Annotated in this window: 16 protein-coding genes; 11 read left to right on the top strand and 5 right to left on the bottom strand. The window is 48.9% G+C overall.

The genetic code is table 11. The annotated features are described in order from the left end of the window. Positions 1–39 precede the first annotated feature (39 nt). Both BM025_RS12945 and BM025_RS12940 read left to right on the top strand, forming a co-directional pair. Positions 40–2,304, top strand: coding sequence for an NADP-dependent malic enzyme (locus BM025_RS12945; RefSeq protein WP_085849741.1), 2,265 nt, complete (start codon positions 40–42; stop codon positions 2,302–2,304). Positions 2,305–2,320: 16 nt separating this feature from the next. Beyond that, complete coding sequence (locus tag BM025_RS12940; protein ID WP_085849742.1) at positions 2,321–3,196, top strand: ribokinase; 876 nt, start codon at positions 2,321–2,323, stop codon at positions 3,194–3,196. Between the two features lie 55 nt (positions 3,197–3,251). Here the strand turns inward: BM025_RS12940 and BM025_RS12935 are convergent, their stop codons facing one another. After that, on the bottom strand, positions 3,252–4,475 hold the full coding sequence (locus tag BM025_RS12935; RefSeq protein ID WP_085849743.1) for an argininosuccinate synthase: 1,224 nt from the start codon (positions 4,473–4,475) through the stop codon (positions 3,252–3,254). Between the two features lie 137 nt (positions 4,476–4,612). Between BM025_RS12935 and BM025_RS12930 the strand changes: the two genes are divergently transcribed. Both BM025_RS12930 and ilvA read left to right on the top strand, forming a co-directional pair. Next, a complete protein-coding gene (locus BM025_RS12930; protein WP_085849744.1) occupies positions 4,613–5,362 on the top strand; it encodes a hypothetical protein in 750 nt (249 codons plus the stop codon). A gap of 5 nt (positions 5,363–5,367) precedes the next feature. Beyond that, entirely contained in the window at positions 5,368–6,615 is a 1,248-nt protein-coding gene (ilvA, locus tag BM025_RS12925; RefSeq protein ID WP_370738065.1) for a threonine ammonia-lyase IlvA, read from the top strand. Here ilvA and BM025_RS12920 read toward each other — a convergent pair. Then, a complete protein-coding gene (locus tag BM025_RS12920; RefSeq protein WP_085849746.1) occupies positions 6,578–6,943 on the bottom strand; it encodes an Hpt domain-containing protein in 366 nt (121 codons plus the stop codon). The genes ilvA and BM025_RS12920 overlap by 38 nt on opposite strands. Positions 6,944–7,092: 149 nt before the next feature. On the opposite strand from BM025_RS12920, the gene BM025_RS12915 reads away from it, so the two are divergent. Beyond that, a complete protein-coding gene (locus tag BM025_RS12915; protein WP_306455991.1) occupies positions 7,093–8,376 on the top strand; it encodes a PP2C family protein-serine/threonine phosphatase in 1,284 nt (427 codons plus the stop codon). Here BM025_RS12915 and BM025_RS12910 read toward each other — a convergent pair. Further along, positions 8,294–8,794, bottom strand: a complete 501-nt coding sequence (locus tag BM025_RS12910; RefSeq protein WP_085849747.1) for an NUDIX hydrolase — start codon at positions 8,792–8,794, stop codon at positions 8,294–8,296. The genes BM025_RS12915 and BM025_RS12910 overlap by 83 nt on opposite strands. 75 nt (positions 8,795–8,869) lie before the next feature. Here BM025_RS12910 and hslO point away from each other — a divergent pair, with 75 nt between their 5' ends. From hslO to BM025_RS12885, 5 genes are all read left to right on the top strand, one after another. Continuing rightward, positions 8,870–9,874 (top strand): Hsp33 family molecular chaperone HslO, encoded by a 1,005-nt coding sequence (gene hslO / locus BM025_RS12905; RefSeq protein WP_085849748.1) that lies wholly within the window; start codon positions 8,870–8,872, stop codon positions 9,872–9,874. Beyond that, on the top strand, positions 9,858–10,457 hold the full coding sequence (locus BM025_RS12900; protein ID WP_085849749.1) for a CoA pyrophosphatase: 600 nt from the start codon (positions 9,858–9,860) through the stop codon (positions 10,455–10,457). Before hslO ends, BM025_RS12900 begins: the two co-directional genes overlap by 17 nt. Then, complete coding sequence (locus tag BM025_RS12895) at positions 10,457–11,620, top strand: CCA tRNA nucleotidyltransferase (RefSeq protein WP_085849750.1); 1,164 nt, start codon at positions 10,457–10,459, stop codon at positions 11,618–11,620. The genes BM025_RS12900 and BM025_RS12895 overlap by 1 nt, the downstream gene beginning before the upstream one ends. Then, on the top strand, positions 11,617–12,834 hold the full coding sequence (locus tag BM025_RS12890) for a class I SAM-dependent RNA methyltransferase (protein WP_085849751.1): 1,218 nt from the start codon (positions 11,617–11,619) through the stop codon (positions 12,832–12,834). The genes BM025_RS12895 and BM025_RS12890 overlap by 4 nt, the downstream gene beginning before the upstream one ends. Positions 12,835–12,902: 68 nt before the next feature. Continuing rightward, positions 12,903–13,403, top strand: a complete 501-nt coding sequence (locus BM025_RS12885) for a L,D-transpeptidase family protein (protein ID WP_085849752.1) — start codon at positions 12,903–12,905, stop codon at positions 13,401–13,403. Between the two features lie 4 nt (positions 13,404–13,407). On the opposite strand, the gene dalA is transcribed toward BM025_RS12885, so the two are convergent. Continuing rightward, positions 13,408–13,947: a divisome-associated lipoprotein DalA gene (gene dalA / locus BM025_RS12880; protein WP_085849753.1), complete on the bottom strand. Its 540-nt coding sequence runs from the start codon at positions 13,945–13,947 to the stop codon at positions 13,408–13,410. A gap of 161 nt (positions 13,948–14,108) precedes the next feature. Here dalA and BM025_RS12875 point away from each other — a divergent pair, with 161 nt between their 5' ends. Continuing rightward, positions 14,109–14,702: a L,D-transpeptidase gene (locus BM025_RS12875; protein WP_085849754.1), complete on the top strand. Its 594-nt coding sequence runs from the start codon at positions 14,109–14,111 to the stop codon at positions 14,700–14,702. 71 nt (positions 14,703–14,773) lie between these two features. Here BM025_RS12875 and hemH read toward each other — a convergent pair whose 3' ends face one another. After that, positions 14,774–15,859, bottom strand: coding sequence for a ferrochelatase (gene hemH, locus BM025_RS12870; RefSeq protein ID WP_244515718.1), 1,086 nt, complete (start codon positions 15,857–15,859; stop codon positions 14,774–14,776). Between the last annotated feature and the right edge of the window lie 3 nt (positions 15,860–15,862).

The following is a 15,862-nucleotide window of genomic DNA, read 5'->3' as shown; positions in this document are numbered from 1 at the left end:
GCTAATAAGGTCGGACTGGCAAAAAGGAGGCCCCCCGAAATGCCCAAACCCAAACAAACTCGTGAGGAAGCGCTTGCGTTTCACATGGACCCACGCCCCGGCAAGTTTGATATAACGCCGAGCGTTCCGATGACAACTCAACGCGACCTGTCTTTGGCGTATTCGCCCGGCGTGGCGGTGCCCTGCGAAGAAATCGCGGCGAACCCAGAAACTGCCTATGATTACACCAATAAAGGCAATCTTGTTGCTGTGATTTCCAACGGCACGGCAGTGCTTGGTCTTGGCAATCTTGGGGCATTGGCATCCAAGCCGGTGATGGAAGGCAAGTCTGTATTATTCAAGCGGTTCGCAGATGTGAATTCGATCGATATCGAACTTGATACAGAAGACCCTGAACAGATCATCCAAGCAGTGAAATTAATGGGGCCCACGTTTGGCGGCATCAACCTAGAAGACATTAAAGCCCCCGAGTGTTTCATTATTGAGCAGCGCCTTAAGGAAGAAATGGACATTCCCGTCTTTCATGACGACCAGCACGGCACTGCGGTGATTTGCGCAGCGGGTCTGATCAATGCTCTGCATATTTCAGGCAAAAAGATCGAAGAGTGCCGCATCGTATTGAATGGCGCTGGTGCTGCCGGCATTGCCTGCCTTGAGTTGATTAAATCTATGGGTGCAAAGCATGACAATTGCATCATGTGCGACACCAAGGGGGTGATTTTTCAGGGTCGCACCGAGGGTATGAATCAGTGGAAATCTGCACATGCGGCAAAAACGGATGCGCGATCTTTGACGGATGCGATGAAGGATGCTGACGTGTTCTTAGGTGTGTCTGCTAAAGGCGCTGTAACCCAAGATATGGTTGCCTCAATGGCACCAAATCCTGTGATTTTCGCAATGGCAAACCCTGATCCTGAGATCACGCCAGAAGATGCCCATGCTGTGCGTGAAGATGCGATTGTGGCCACTGGGCGCTCTGATTACCCAAACCAAGTGAACAATGTTTTGGGGTTCCCGTACCTGTTTCGCGGTGCGCTTGATATTCATGCGCGTGCGATCAATGATGAAATGAAAATCGCTTGCGCGCGGGCTTTGGCAGAACTTGCACGCGAAGATGTGCCTGATGAGGTTGCTTTGGCGTATGGGCAAAAGCTATCATTTGGCCGTGACTATATTATTCCAACACCATTTGACCCGCGATTGATCTACACGATTCCGCCTGCTGTAGCGATGGCGGGCATGGCCACTGGCGTTGCCCGTCGGCCTATTGTCGATATGGCTGGGTACGAGCACGATCTTAAAGCACGCATGGATCCTACCGCTCAAATCCTGCAAGGTCTTTATGCGCGGGCGCGTCAGGCGCAGGCAACAATGGTGTTTGCTGAAGGTGATGATGAACGTGTTTTACGTGCGGCTGTAGCCTATCAACGTGGCGGATTTGGCCGTGCTTTGGTTGTTGGCCGTGAAGATGATGTGCGCGAAAAGCTTAAGGTCGAAGGCCTGAGTGAAGCAGCAGCAGACGTTGAAATTGTGAACGCCGCCAATACCGAGCATTTGAATGATTACAAAGACTTTTTGTACAATCGGCTTCAACGCTCAGGCCATGACCAAAAAGACATTCACCGCCTTGCTGCACGCGATCGTCATGCATTTTCAGCACTCATGTTGGCGCACGGCCATGCTGATGGCTTGGTCACAGGTGCCACACGCAAATCTGCGCATGTTTTGGATCGGATCAATTCTGTGTTCGATGCAACAGCTGCCGATGGCGCCGTTGGCGTAACTGCACTTTTGCACAAAGGAAAAATTGTCTTTATCGCAGATACTTTGGTGCATGAGTGGCCGGATGAAAATGATCTTGCAGACATTGCAATCGCAGCTGCGCAAGTTGCACGCGCTCTTGGGATCGAGCCACGGGTTGCTTTTGCATCGTTTTCGACCTTTGGATACCCCGTGTCTGAGCGCGCAAACAAAATGCATTTGGCACCAAAAGTGTTGGATACGCGGGGCGTTGATTTCGAATACGAAGGCGAGATGGCTGTCGATGTCGCACTTAATCCCGAAGCTATGGCAAACTATCCGTTTTGCCGCTTGACGGGACCTGCAAATATTTTGGTGGTACCTGCACGGCATTCAGCATCGATATCTGTTAAGTTGATGCAAGAAATGGCTGGCGCAACAGTGATAGGTCCAATTCTGACAGGCGTGGACAAACCCATTCAGGTTTGCTCTACGGTTTCGACCGTAAATGATATCTTGAATATGGCGATCCTTGCGGCTTGTAAGGTCGGACAGTTTAAATAAAAATAAGGAGTAACGCGTGACGATTTATAATCTTGGGTCGATCAATATTGACAGGTTCTACGCGTTACCCCACCTGCCAGAGCCAGGCGAAACACTTAGTGCGTTGCGGCACAGTGTTGGGCTTGGCGGGAAGGGCATGAATCAATCTGTTGCGGCTGCGCGTGCTGGGGCAAAGGTCAATCACATTGGCGCCATTGGTAAAGCCGATGATTGGGTGCGCGAGCGGATTGAAAGTTACGGCGTCAATTGTCAGTTTTTGCGCGCGTTAGACAGCAGCACCGGCCACGCTATCATTTATGTTGATGGTGAGGGTGAAAATACCATTGTTATCGACGCCGGCACAAATGCACAGCAGGATTATGAATCTGTGCTGAGAGCCCTTGATGGTGCTGCCTCTAACGATACGCTTTTGTTGCAAAATGAGACCAATCTACAACCTGATGCGGCAACCTTTGCGAGAGCGAAAGGAATGCGTGTGATCTATTCAGCCGCACCCTTTTCTGTCGATGCAGTGAAAGCTTTGGTGTCTGATGTTTCTATGGTTGCAATGAATGCCATTGAGGCCGGACAGCTTTGCGATGAAATGGGGCTGACCTTGGAGCAAATACCTGTGCCTGAGGTGTTGGTCACTTTGGGCAGCAAGGGTGCAATGTGGCGATCGAATGAGACAGGCGAGGTGATTGAAGTATCCTCCCCCAAAGTCACGGCTGTCGACACAACTGCAGCGGGTGACACCTTTGCCGGATACTTTGCGGCAGGTCTGGATTTGGGTATGTCTGTTCAAAAGTCGATGGAATGGGCGACACAAGCTGCAGCGCTTAAAGTGACGCGGCATGGTACGGCTGATGCTATCCCAAGTGCAGCGGAAGTTGCTGCATTTTCATCAAAATAATTATAAAAAAGGGGCGCATCTAGCGCCCCTTTTCGAACTTTATATCTTCGATAACCTATTTAAAACGACGGTTGCGTGTAGCCAAAAGTTTCAAACGCAATGCATTGAGCTGGATAAAGCCAGCTGCGTCTTTTTGGTCGTATGCGCCTGCATCGTCTTCAAAGGTTACGTGAGCTTCTGAATACAGCGAATGATCGGATGCACGTGCAACAGTGGATGCGGACCCTTTGTAGAGCTTCAAAGTTACGGTGCCAGTCACGTGCTCTTGTGATTTGTCGATCGCAGCTTGGAGCATTTCGCGCTCAGGCGAGTACCAGAAACCATTGTAGATCAGTTCAGCGTAACGTGGCATCAAGCTGTCTTTGAGGTGGCCAGAGCCGCTGTCGAGTGTGATTTGCTCGATGCCACGGTGGGCTTCCAACAAGATCGTGCCGCCCGGGGTTTCATAGACGCCTCGGGATTTCATACCCACAAAACGGTTTTCAACAAAATCCAAACGGCCGATGCCGTGTTTGCGGCCGTATTCGTTTAGTGTTTCCAAAACGGTGGCAGGGCTTAGCGCCTCGCCATTGATGGACACTGCGTCGCCTTTTTCAAATCCAACTTCGATGAACTCAGGTGTGTCTGGGGCATCTTCTGGATTTACGGTACGCTGGTGCACGTATTCTGGTGCGATCTCCGCTGGATCTTCCAAAACTTTGCCCTCAGATGAGGTGTGCAACATGTTCGCATCGACAGAAAATGGCGCTTCGCCACGTTTATCTTTCGCGACAGGGATTTGGTGCTGCTCTGCAAATTCAAGCAGGCGGGTGCGGGACGTCAAATCCCATTCACGCCAAGGCGCAATCACTTTAATTTCAGGGTTCAAAGCATATGCTGCAAGCTCGAAACGGACTTGGTCATTGCCTTTGCCAGTCGCGCCATGTGCCACAGCATCTGCACCTGTCATTTCTGCGATTTCAACCAAACGCTTGGAAATCAATGGACGCGCAATTGACGTACCAAGTAAATATTGGCCCTCATAAATCGCGTTGGCACGGAACATTGGGAAAACGAAGTCACGCACAAACTCTTCACGGACATCTTCGATAAAGATGTTTTCGGATTTAATTCCAAGTAGCTCAGCTTTGGCGCGAGCTGGCTCAAGTTCTTCACCTTGACCAAGGTCGGCAGTAAAGGTCACAACTTCGCAACCGTATTCGGTCTGAAGCCATTTCAAAATGATCGAGGTATCAAGACCACCGGAGTAGGCGAGGACGACTTTTTTTGGCGCGGACATTGTGCTTTTCCTTTTGCGGATATCGCTTGGGCGATTATCGGGTTTTTACGCCGAGAGCAAGGTTTGAGCGTCTGAACGCTTTTGGTTTGCGTGCAAAAGCCCTAAGTGTTGCACAATATGGTTAGGAATGGACTGTGATGACTGGATATTTGCTGTTTAAGCACGCCGTGCAACGGGTGTTTCAGAACTTGGATGAGGCGCTTGCGATTTCTGGTTTGATCTGGATCGGGACAATGGCCATCATTGTTGTGGCGTCGACATACGCACCAACTTTGCCATTGACGCCAGAAGCTTGGGCTGAAGTTCCATCTATGTACAAGTGGATCTTTTTTGGTTCAAATGTTGTTGTCCTGCTTGCGGGCATTTGGATCGCTGTTGAGTGGCATAGATTTGTGTTGCTCGGGGAGCGACCTAAAACCATCATTCCGCCATTTCGCGTACAGCTGTTTGCTGATTATTTGGGAAAGTCCATTTTGATCACATTCTTGCTATGTGCGCTGACCTTGGGTGCGATGCTGGCTATTCTTATCATTTTGATGATTACAGGCCCCGTTACATTGTTGATTTTTGCTGGAGCGTTATTTTGCTTCACGTTTATGTTGTATGTTTTCTATAGACTTTCACCTGTTTTGCCCGCCGCCGCGCTTGGGGATCGTTTGACGTTTCGATCTGCATGGACGATGACGGCATCGTACAAAACCCCAATTTTTCGCGCCGCAATCCTGATGATTTTTGCCACAATGCTTGCCCAAATTCCTACAGCTTTTCTCGGAAACGGCCCAATATCGCTCGTATTCTCTCTGGTCGTTGGCTGGGCTGGGCTGATGGTTGGAGTAAGTCTTTTGTCCTCAATTTATGAATTGGCAGTCTCCGGAGATGATGGATGACGTTTTTGAAAAATATTACCAAACCTGCACGTGAGGCGGAAAAGCTTGTTCGAACAATTTTTGAACCTACGCCCTGTCTGCGCAACGATCATTTGTCTGAGAAGTTTGAGGCTGACATTTGGCTCAAACGCGAAGATTTAACTCCCGTGCGCAGTTATAAAATCAGGGGCGCCGTGAATGCGATGAGCAAAGCACGTGATGCTCATCCTGATCTAGATTTATTTGTTTGCGCTTCTGCGGGAAATCACGCGCAGGGTGTTGCTTTTGCATGCCGACATTTTGGTGTGCGCGGTGTGATTTTCATGCCTGTGACAACGCCAAAGCAAAAAATCGAAAAGACGCGCATTTTTGGTGGTAGTTTTATCGAAATTCGGATGGTTGGTGACTATTTCGATGACACGCTTGCGTCTGCAAAAGTATTTTGTGAAGACGCTGGTGGGTATTTCCTTGCACCGTTTGATGATGCTGATGTCATCGTTGGGCAAGCCACTGTGGCTGTAGAATTTATGGTACAGATGGGTGAGGCACCGGATGTTGTTATTTTGCCTGTTGGTGGCGGCGGGTTAGGGGCCGGTGTTGTGCAATATCTGGCTGACACAGCACCGCATGCAGAAATTTATTTTGTGGAACCAGTTGGCGGACCATCTTTAACCGCTGCATTGCGGGAACAAAAACCTGTGGCACTTGGGTTTGTCGACAGCTTTGTCGATGGGGCAGCTGTGGCACAAATAGGGACTTTGCCTTTTGCTGCCTTGAAGCATGTCAAAAAAAGTCATGTGATAGCAGCGCCTGAAGACCGTATTTGCGCTACGATGATTGAAATGCTGAATATTGAGGGTATCGTTCTTGAGCCAGCGGGCGCTTTGGCTATTGATGCGCTGAATGATCTTCGTGATGTTATTCGGGGTCGCCGCGTGCTTTGTATTGCGTCTGGCGGTAACTTTGATTTCGAAAGATTGCCGGAAGTCAAAGAGCGCGCTCAAAAGTTTTTAGAGCTGAAAAAGTATTTCATCTTACGTATGCCACAGCGCCCCGGTGCGCTGCGGGATTTCTTGGATTTGCTTGGCGAAGCAGACGATGTCGCACGGTTTGAGTATCTCAAAAAATCTGCACGTAATTTCGGGTCTGTTTTGATAGGAATTGAAACAGATCAACCGCAAAATTTCGTACGATTGTTTGAACGTATGGACCAAGCTGGCCTTGTTTATAGGGACATCACAAATGATCAAGCTTTGTCTGAGTTTGTCCTTTAGGCGGCTCAGAAAAAGTCAAATTTGCTGTGAACTCTGCGCGAGACATTTTGTATGATCTCAAAATTTGGCTTAGATCTACTATGCCCTCAACTTCTGTTGAAAAGGCCATTTCACCTAATTGGCAAAGGTTAGAAAGAGACGCGAATCCTAAATTTAGCGAACTTCCCTTTAGAAAATGAAGGTCATCCCTTAATGTGGATCGGTCCTCCGAGCATTTTAGGCGTTTGATAACTTCGTTCATCTCTTCAAGAAAAAGCGCAACAATTTCACCAAAATCTTCGCTTCCAACCTCATCACGTAACTCAGTGACGCGGTTCCAATCAATCATGACATCTCTCCATAGTTTGCTTGTGACATGACTTGGCTTAATGCTTCGTAATCATCGAAATAAAATTACATTCAATTTTAGGTTTAAGGTGCCATTAAGCTGACTGGGACAATGTACACAAAATCGGTATATTCGAGTTGGACCCTTCATTGGCAATAATTGCATTTCAAAAACACTTAGACCTACAAGCTGCGTCGGAACGTGGGGTGGTGAGCACCGTTTTGGTTGTTGATGATTCTTGTGCTCAACGGCGTATTTTGTCGTCATATTTGGGTCGATGGGGGTACACAGTTTTTGAAGCGGAGTCAGGTGAAGAGGCGCTTGAAGTTTGTGCATTAGAAAAAATTGATCTTATCGTTTCTGATTGGATGATGCCGGGTATCAGTGGTCTTGATTTTTGTCGCATTTTTCGCACTCTTGACCGCGAAGATTACGGGTATTTCATTTTGCTTACTTCTAAGTCTGACAAGGCCGAGGTAGCACAGGGGCTTGATGTTGGGGCTGACGATTTTTTAACAAAACCAGTTTCCGGTGATGAGCTTTTAGCGCGCATTCGCGCTGGCGAACGCATTTTGAAAATGCAGCGGGAATTGACTGCCAAAAATGATTTGGTCAGCTCAACATTGAAAGAAATTTCTGCTTTGTACGGATCACTCGACCGAGATTTAGTTGAGGCGCGCAAGCTGCAACAATCCCTTGTCAAAGAACGATTCAGAGATTTCGGCATGGCCCAAGCTTCACTTCTTTTGCGGCCAAGTGGCCATGTTGGTGGAGATTTAGTTGGATTTTTCCCGATCAATGACGATAAGTTTGGCGTGTTTTCAATCGACGTATCTGGTCATGGTGTCGCTTCTGCATTGATGACGGCGAGGCTTGCGGCTTACTTGACCGGATCAACGCCTGATCAAAATTTGGCCATCACACAAGGGGCAGATGGAGTCCATACAGCCAAGTCACCATCTGAGGTGGCTAAGATACTGAATACATTGATGTTAGATGAAATGGAGACGGATCTATATTTCACAATGATTTTAGGGTATTTCGATCAAAAAAGCGGCACATTCACGATGTCTCAGTGTGGCCATCCATTTCCAGCATTGCAGCGCAAAAATGGATCGGTTGAGGCTTTCGGTGATGGCGGGTTCCCTGTTGGACTTATACCAAACGCAGAATTTGAGGATTTTGAAATTCAAATTGCGGAAGGTGAGCGAATTGTTTTGTTATCCGATGGTGTGACTGAGTGTCCTGACGGTGATGGTGGTATGTTGGGAGAGAATGGTTTTATGACACTGGTTGAAAACATTTCACACCTCACGGGCAGTGCCTTCTTCGACACAATGCTTTGGTATCTTAATAACTTGAACGATGACAAAGATTTCCCTGATGATATTTCGGCAATTTTGTTAGAGTATCCTGGCCAAGGTGCGCACTGACGGCAGCTCTATCACCGGGGTTTCCAAGGCAATTGATAGCATCTTCTCTACGGATCCATTTCGCCGTATGGCCAGCCTCAATGGGCGGACAGAGTTTGCGTACTGGGCGTGCAATATAGATTTTACAGACTTTTTCCGCCCACATGTCATAGTCTGGCATAAACACAAACCTGCGAAAGGCATGCGAAAAAACAGGACTTGAAATGCGCCACCCAGTTTCTTCTATAACCTCTCTGTGCAAAGCGGCTACCGCAGATTCCCCAGCATCAATACCTCCTCCAGGAAGTTGAAACTCCCCAGTAGGCGATGATTGATATGTCAACAAAAGCATCCCATTTCTGGGTAGAATTGCATATGCACCGGGGCGCAACTTATAAGATATGTGTATTTTTTTAGGTTCTCCGTAACGTCGAATCATAAAACTGCCCTTTTCGCAGAGGTTGCCGCCCTTATATGAACAAGGTATGCCAACCTGCGACGTGCAAGGGAACCTATAATGCTTGGAACAAAAATCGCATGGGATGACACTGTTCTCCCATTTCAACTTGATAAATCAGACGTGCGCGGTCGCGTTGCACGCTTGGATGGCGTTCTTGAGCGCGTATTAGAACAGCACAATTATCCGCCTGCGATCGAAGCACTTGTTGCTGAGGTTGCGCTTTTGACGGCTATGATTGGTCAAACCATGAAATTGCGTTGGAAGCTTTCCATCCAAGTGCGCAATGATGGAGCCGCGCGTTTGATCGCAACGGATTATTATGCGCCGACCGCTGATGGCCAACCTGCCCGTATTCGGGCATATGCTTCGTACGATGAAGATCGCCTTGACCCTACGGGCGACGCTTTTGCGAACATTGGCAGTGGCTACTTTGCTATCTTGATTGATCAAGGTGAGGGCATGAAGCCATATCAAGGTATTACACCTTTGACAGGTAAGTCACTCGCGCATTGCGCCGAAACTTATTTTGCTCAGTCTGAACAACTTCCAACGCGGTTTGAGTTGTCCTATGGACGCTCCACTCTTGCGGGGGGAGATGAAACTTGGCGCGCTGGCGGTGTGATGCTGCAAAAGATGCCAAAGGCGTCACCAAGTGTTGCAAAAAAAGATGACGCGCCGGTCGAGGGCTTGCTGCAAGCATCTGATATTCTTGAGGGGGACGATTTCGAAAATTGGAACCGTGCAAATATCTTGCTTGATACAGTTGATCCGCTTGAATTGATTGGGCCTAGCGTACAGCCGACGGAGTTGCTCGTGCGGCTATTCCACGAAGATGCGCCACGTGTTTTCGATGCGCAGCCGATTACATTTGGCTGTAGCTGCTCAGAAGAAAGCGTGCGTAGAAGCCTTTCGATTTACTCTGCGAAAGACGTAAAAACGTTCACAACAGACGAAGGTACAGTTACGGCTGACTGCCAATTTTGCGGCGCGCATTATATCATGGATCCCAAAACAGTTGGGTTCGAGGCAGAGGTAAAGAGCGATGGTGGCGCAGAGTGAGAGATTAGATATTGAGCGGGCGCTGACGTATGTCGGGCGCCCGTCTTCTGATTTTGATCTAAATCCTGACGCACGACCTAAGTCCGTGGGCTTAAAACCCGCAGGCGTTCTTTTGCCAATTATAGAGCGTCCAGCAGGACTACAGTTGATCCTGACAAAGCGATCTTCGACGATTAGGAACCATCCCGGCCAAATTGCATTCCCTGGTGGTCGCGTTGATCCGGAAGATGCAGATCATATCGCGGCAGCGCTACGTGAGGCGAACGAGGAAATCGGCTTAAATCCTGATATCGTTGAAATACTGGGCGAGTTGCCCGCACATGAAACGGTTTCAAACTATTCCATGCATCCTGTTGTTGGGTGGGTGACACAAAATTTCACGCCATGTGCTGAAGAGGCTGAGGTGTCAGAAATTTTCGAAGTGCCGCTGTCCCATGTTTTAAATACCTCACACTATACTGTTCAATCGCGCTTTTGGCGTGGGCAGTCGCGGCGTTTTTATACAGTGCCATATGGACCCTATTATATTTGGGGGGCGACGGCGCGCGTGCTGCGGTCCTTTGCTGAAAGAGTCAGCGCGTGATGACCAGCGTGCAGCAAGCTGAATGGTTTCAGGATGATGCCACTCAAATTATCATTCACATGTTTCAAAATGCCGACACGGCTGCCTTTTTCGTGGGGGGATGTGTTCGTAATTCTTTGATGAATGTCGAGGTGACTGACGTTGATATGTCAACGCCTGTGCGGCCAGAATCGGTTATGGCGCTTGCGCAGGCAGCTCAATTAAAAGTCATCCCTACGGGGTTAGAGCATGGAACTGTCACAGTCATTGCCAATGGGCAGCCTTTTGAAATTACGACATTTCGCCATGATGTCACGACAGATGGGCGTCGCGCGGTTGTAGCGTTTGAGGGCAGTCTTGAAGAAGATGCGAGGCGGCGCGATTTTACGATGAATGCAATCTACGCTGACCTTGCTGGATATGTGATCGACCCGCTGGATGGAATGAACGATCTCTTGGAGCGCCGCGTGCGTTTTATAGGGCAAGCCTCAGATAGAATTAGAGAAGATTACCTTAGGATTTTACGGTTCTTTCGCTTTCATGCCAGCTACGGAGACCACGCCGCAGGGCTAGATCCCGATGCTTTGGCCGCTTGTGCCAGTCATTTAGAGGGCCTCGCTCAGTTGTCGAAAGAACGTATATCGTCTGAGGTTATCAAGCTTTTGAGCGCCGTAGATCCAAGCACTGCCATTGGTGCGATGGAAGCATCGGGTGTTTTGCAGGCTATTTTTCCGACAGCTTCTGGTAGGTCCCTTTACCCATATGTTGCAAATGAATTCGATATAGATCCAATGGCGCGACTGGCGGCGCTGGGGGGCAAAGATATGGACCAAAGCCTCCGCCTGTCCAAAAAACAGCTTAACCGCTTTAAGATTTTCAGATCGTCCATCGGGGATGGGCGTAGTTTGAATGAGATTTCTTTTGTTGAGGGGGCTGATATCGCGTTTTGTATAGCTGCATTGCGCAGTGCGATGTTCGAACAGCCGTTGCCAGCACAAACGCGTGCGCAGGTTTTGAATGCCGCAGAGCAAGTATTCCCAATCCGCGCTAAAGATTTAATGCCAATGTTTTCAGGCACTGAACTGGGCGGAGCGCTTAAGACATTACAACGCGCTTGGCTCGAGTCCGGTTTTGCACTAACGAAGCCCGAGCTTCTCAAGTTACTGGATCCCAAGTCAAAATGACACAAATTGAAATCACAAGACTTGGTCATCATGGCGATGGCATTGCTGATGGTCCCATTTTTGCGGCCAAAACACTGCCCGGTGAAATTGTAGAAGGTTCCATAACTGGGGATCGGATGATCGATCCGCGGATTGTGTCCCCATCACCAAACCGTGTCAGACCGCCATGCGTGCATTTTAAGGCCTGTGGTGGATGTGCCTTGCAGCACGCATCAGATGATTTTGTAGCGACATGGAAAGCTGACGTGGTTCGTACAGCTTTATCTCATCAAGGGGTCAACGTCCCCGTTTCGAGGATTGTCACGTCACCCGCGCGCTCTCGTAGGCGCGCTGTTTTTGCGGGGCGTCGTACCAAAAAGGGCGTTTTGGTCGGCTTGCATGGGCGCGCGTCGGGTACTTTGGTCGCGATACCTGAATGTATTTTGATGACGCCTAAAATTATGCAAGCCATGCCCGCCTTTGAAGCTTTGGTCCACGCTGGTGGATCGCGCAGGGGGGAAATGGCGATCACGGTGACGGATACTGACGCAGGTCTTGATGTTTCTGTGATCGAAGCAAAGCCACTCGATTTGGATTTACGTACTGAATTAGCAAGTGTTGTACGTCAGTATGGGCTAATTCGCCTGTCATGGAATGGCGATGAAGTTGCGCAAGAAACACGACCATACTTGAATTTTGGCCGTGCACGTTTGGTACCGCCTCCAGGGGCATTCTTGCAAGCTACCAAGCATGGTGAGATGGCGCTTGTGGCGCTAATGAAGGAAGCTGTTTTTGGCGCTGGGCGTGTCGTAGACTTATTTTCTGGGTGTGGCACTTTCGCACTTCCATTGTCGGAAGTGGCTGAGGTTCACGCTGTTGAAAGTGAGGCCATGATGCTTCAAAGCCTTTCAGCTGCGTGGAAAACTGCACCAGGATTGAAGGTTGTCACAACCCAAGCTCGTGATTTATTCCGTCAGCCGCTTTTGCCAGACGAGTTGAAACGCTTTGATGCGGCCATTATTGATCCGCCGCGAGCAGGGGCACTGGCGCAAACGGGTGAGTTGGCGAAAAGTAATTTGCGTTCTATTGGGTTTGTTTCATGTAATCCTGTCACCTTTGCGCGGGACGCAAAAATCCTAGTGGACAGTGGTTTCCAAATCGATTGGATTAAAGTTGTTGATCAATTTAGGTGGTCACCACATGTTGAAATTGCTGCACGCTTTTATCGCACGTAACACAATCTTGACTTGGTGATTGTTAAGCGGTGTCCTATACGCAGCAAAAAATGTGTACAGGACACCCAATGGATCGCCGCACCTTTATCGCCGCAATGACTTGCTTTAGCTTGCTCCCAGCGGCTGCATTTGCACGTAAAATAAAACCATATTCGGGGCCTCACATTACACGTGTCGTTTTGAATAAAGGCGAAAGGCGTCTATATCTGCTCAGCGGGACTAAGGTCATCAAGAAGTTCAAAGTTGGACTTGGCGGAATCCCACAAGGGCATAAGCAGTTCGAGGGCGATGGAAAAACACCTGAGGGCAGTTATATCATTGACCGTAGAAATCCTGGATCAAAATACCACCTATCCATCGGCATTTCATATCCGAACGCCCAAGATATTGCTTTTGCACAAATGCACGGGAAAAGCGCCGGTGGCGATATCTTTATTCATGGGCGTGCTGGCGAAAACAAAGGGCGTGGGCGTGATTGGACCGCAGGCTGCATTGCTGTCAAAGACCGGCACATGGAAGAAATTTACATGATGGTTGCGCTGGGCACGCAGATTGATATCCACCCGTAGGTGTCTATTGGGCGCTTGCCATTCTAGGGATGGACGATTGTCCCATGATCAGTGTCCACCACAGTTTTCCGTTTGTCTCTTGATACCAAGAAAACCCAAGGTCAGTGGCGCGTGGGTCCAGAATGATGGTCCGCGTGTCGTCTTGGTCCATCCATGCACTCAGCGTTTCAAGTTCCGATTCGTACGTTTCTGAAATATTTTCACCAAGCGTAGTTCCTTTATACCCTGACCGCGCGACGCGATCGATAGGGGACGAACCGTCTGACCCAAAATGCCAAGGACGGTTTTGGTTTTTCATATCATGTGCGTGGGTCGCTGCTGCTGCATTGAGGTTGGAGTTCAAGTCAATACTAGGTGCGCCTGCGGCGGCCCGAAGAGCGTTGACTGAATCCAGCATGCGATACTGGATTGTAGCTTCATTCCGTGCGCTGATGCGATACACTCGTGGCAACGGTTTTCCATCGGGGCCAATAGGGGTTGTATTGGTTTCGCACGCGCTAAGACCGACAACGGCAACAAGTAGCATAACAATAAGACGCGTCATTTTCTGGGTACCCTAAATTTTATATTGTGACGTCCTATCCTGAAACGTACACAGTATCAAATAATGTTCGCGTGATTTCGCTCCCCACGATTGTTTGATTTGCGACTGCGGCAATCGCGCCATATAGATGTTCCAACGTAATAAATTGTTAGGGTCTGTTCATGACCAATAAATTCGACATAAAATTTTCGAGACGTACGTTCCTAGCAACTTCGACAGCGTGCTTGGCGACGCCTGCTTTGGCGCAAACGGATGATACGACCGAAGTTGAACGCGAAGTGTCCACCGCTGTACGGAGAAACATTTCTAGTTTCCGCTCATTGGATTGGCGTCCTTACTTTGACAGCACACGCAATGGTGCAATTCTTGTGGACATCACATCTCGCGCTTTGCATTTTTGGAGCGAAGATCAGTCTGTCTATAAACTGTACCCAACATCTGTGCCTTTGAGCGAAGATTTGACGCGCCGCGGCCGTACATCGATTATTCGCAAAGTTGAGGGGCCTTCGTGGTCTCCGACACCATCAATGCGCATTCGCAACCCTGAATGGCCGAGTTTTGTCGGCCCTGGCCCTGATAACCCACTTGGCACACATGCGTTATACTTGTCATGGCAATACTACCGTATTCATGGCACGCACGACACGCGTAAGATTGGTCGTCGGTCATCGAATGGATGTATCGGATTGTACAATGAACATATCTCAGAACTGTACGGGCTTACTGAAAACGGTACGCAAGTGTTGTTGATCTAAGAGTTCGTTTGAAGCGTCTGAAACGAATTGAAAATGGCGGCCAAATGAGCCGCCATTTCGCTTTTATAGTGTCAAACCCAGCCAGATAGGTTGTCTTCGATGACTTTCGTGAGCGCAGAGATGTGTGCATCATCATCATTGAGGCAGGGAATGTACAAAAACGTTTCGCCACCAGCCTCTTCAAAACTCTCTTTGATCTCTTCATTGATTTCTTCAAGCGTTTCGATGCAATCGGCTGAAAAAGCAGGGGCACAGACAGCGATGCTTTTATTGCCAGCCTCTGCTTGGCGTGCGACTTCTTCAACAGTATACGGCTGCAACCAGTCTTCGGGACCGAATTTTGATTGAAATGTCGTCATAATTTCGGTGTCGGCCCAGCCCAGTTTTTCTTTCAAAAGGCGCGTGGTTTTGCGACACTGACAGTGATAGGGGTCGCCGCCTTCTTTGAGATAGCGTTCTGGCAGGCCATGGTACGAGCAAATCAGAATATCCGGCTTTTTGTCTGCGCCTGCATAAGCGCGCTCGACAGAATTTGCCAAGGCATCAATGTATTCGGGTTTGTCGAAATAGGGTGCAACCGTCCGCGATGCTGGTTGCCAGTTCTCTTCCATTAACGCACGAAAGAATTGATCATTTGCAGTGGCAACTGTTGCACCTGCGTATTGGGGGTACAGCGGAAAAAACAAAATTTTGGTGCAGCCTTGCGCTACCATATGAGCAACCTTGGATTTGGTCGATGGATTGCCATATCGCATACAGTAATCAACCATGACTCCTTCGCCGTATTTAGACCCTAAAGCAGCTGAAATTGCAGAGGTTTGCTGTTTGGTTATTGTTAAGAGAGGGCTTTCATTCGCCTCGTTGTTCCAGATCGTTTTATAGGCGGCGCCGGATTTTTGCGGGCGTATCGATAAAATAATACCCTGCAAAATCGGTTGCCATTTCCACGCGGGATAGTCGATGACGCGCTGGTCAGACAAAAATTCGCTTAGATATTTGCGCATGGACCAATAATCTGTGGCATCGGGGGTGCCCAAGTTTGCCAAAAGAACACCGATTTTTTCCTTTGGAATTTTCGGGTGATCAGTTTGCGCATGTGCTGGGCAAACAGCGTCTTGAGCATGTGTGTTAAGCCGCGTTGGCTTCATTGTTCCCATCAC

It is taken from the genome of Pacificibacter marinus (assembly GCF_900109555.1).
GTDB classification, from domain to species: Bacteria; Pseudomonadota; Alphaproteobacteria; order Rhodobacterales; family Rhodobacteraceae; genus Celeribacter; species Celeribacter marinus_C.
Note: the sequence above shows the minus strand (reverse complement) of the source record. Positions and strands in the feature narration are given on the sequence as shown.

Bases quoted from the DNA above. Each gene is read 5' to 3' on its own strand.
- BM025_RS12935 (WP_085849743.1), bottom strand. From the start codon at position 4,475: ATGTCCGCGCCAAAAAAAGTCGTCCTCGCCTACTCCGGTGGTCTTGAT.
- BM025_RS12890 (WP_085849751.1), top strand. From the start codon at position 11,617: ATGACACAAATTGAAATCACAAGACTTGGTCATCATGGCGATGGCATT.
- BM025_RS12900 (WP_085849749.1), top strand. From the start codon at position 9,858: ATGGTGGCGCAGAGTGAGAGATTAGATATTGAGCGGGCGCTGACGTAT.
- BM025_RS12945 (WP_085849741.1), top strand. From the start codon at position 40: ATGCCCAAACCCAAACAAACTCGTGAGGAAGCGCTTGCGTTTCACATG.
- hemH (WP_244515718.1), bottom strand. From the start codon at position 15,859: ATGGGAACAATGAAGCCAACGCGGCTTAACACACATGCTCAAGACGCT.
- BM025_RS12910 (WP_085849747.1), bottom strand. From the start codon at position 8,794: ATGATTCGACGTTACGGAGAACCTAAAAAAATACACATATCTTATAAG.
- BM025_RS12885 (WP_085849752.1), top strand. From the start codon at position 12,903: ATGGATCGCCGCACCTTTATCGCCGCAATGACTTGCTTTAGCTTGCTC.
- BM025_RS12930 (WP_085849744.1), top strand. From the start codon at position 4,613: ATGACTGGATATTTGCTGTTTAAGCACGCCGTGCAACGGGTGTTTCAG.
- BM025_RS12875 (WP_085849754.1), top strand. From the start codon at position 14,109: ATGACCAATAAATTCGACATAAAATTTTCGAGACGTACGTTCCTAGCA.
- dalA (WP_085849753.1), bottom strand. From the start codon at position 13,947: ATGACGCGTCTTATTGTTATGCTACTTGTTGCCGTTGTCGGTCTTAGC.
- BM025_RS12920 (WP_085849746.1), bottom strand. From the start codon at position 6,943: ATGATTGATTGGAACCGCGTCACTGAGTTACGTGATGAGGTTGGAAGC.
- BM025_RS12895 (WP_085849750.1), top strand. From the start codon at position 10,457: ATGACCAGCGTGCAGCAAGCTGAATGGTTTCAGGATGATGCCACTCAA.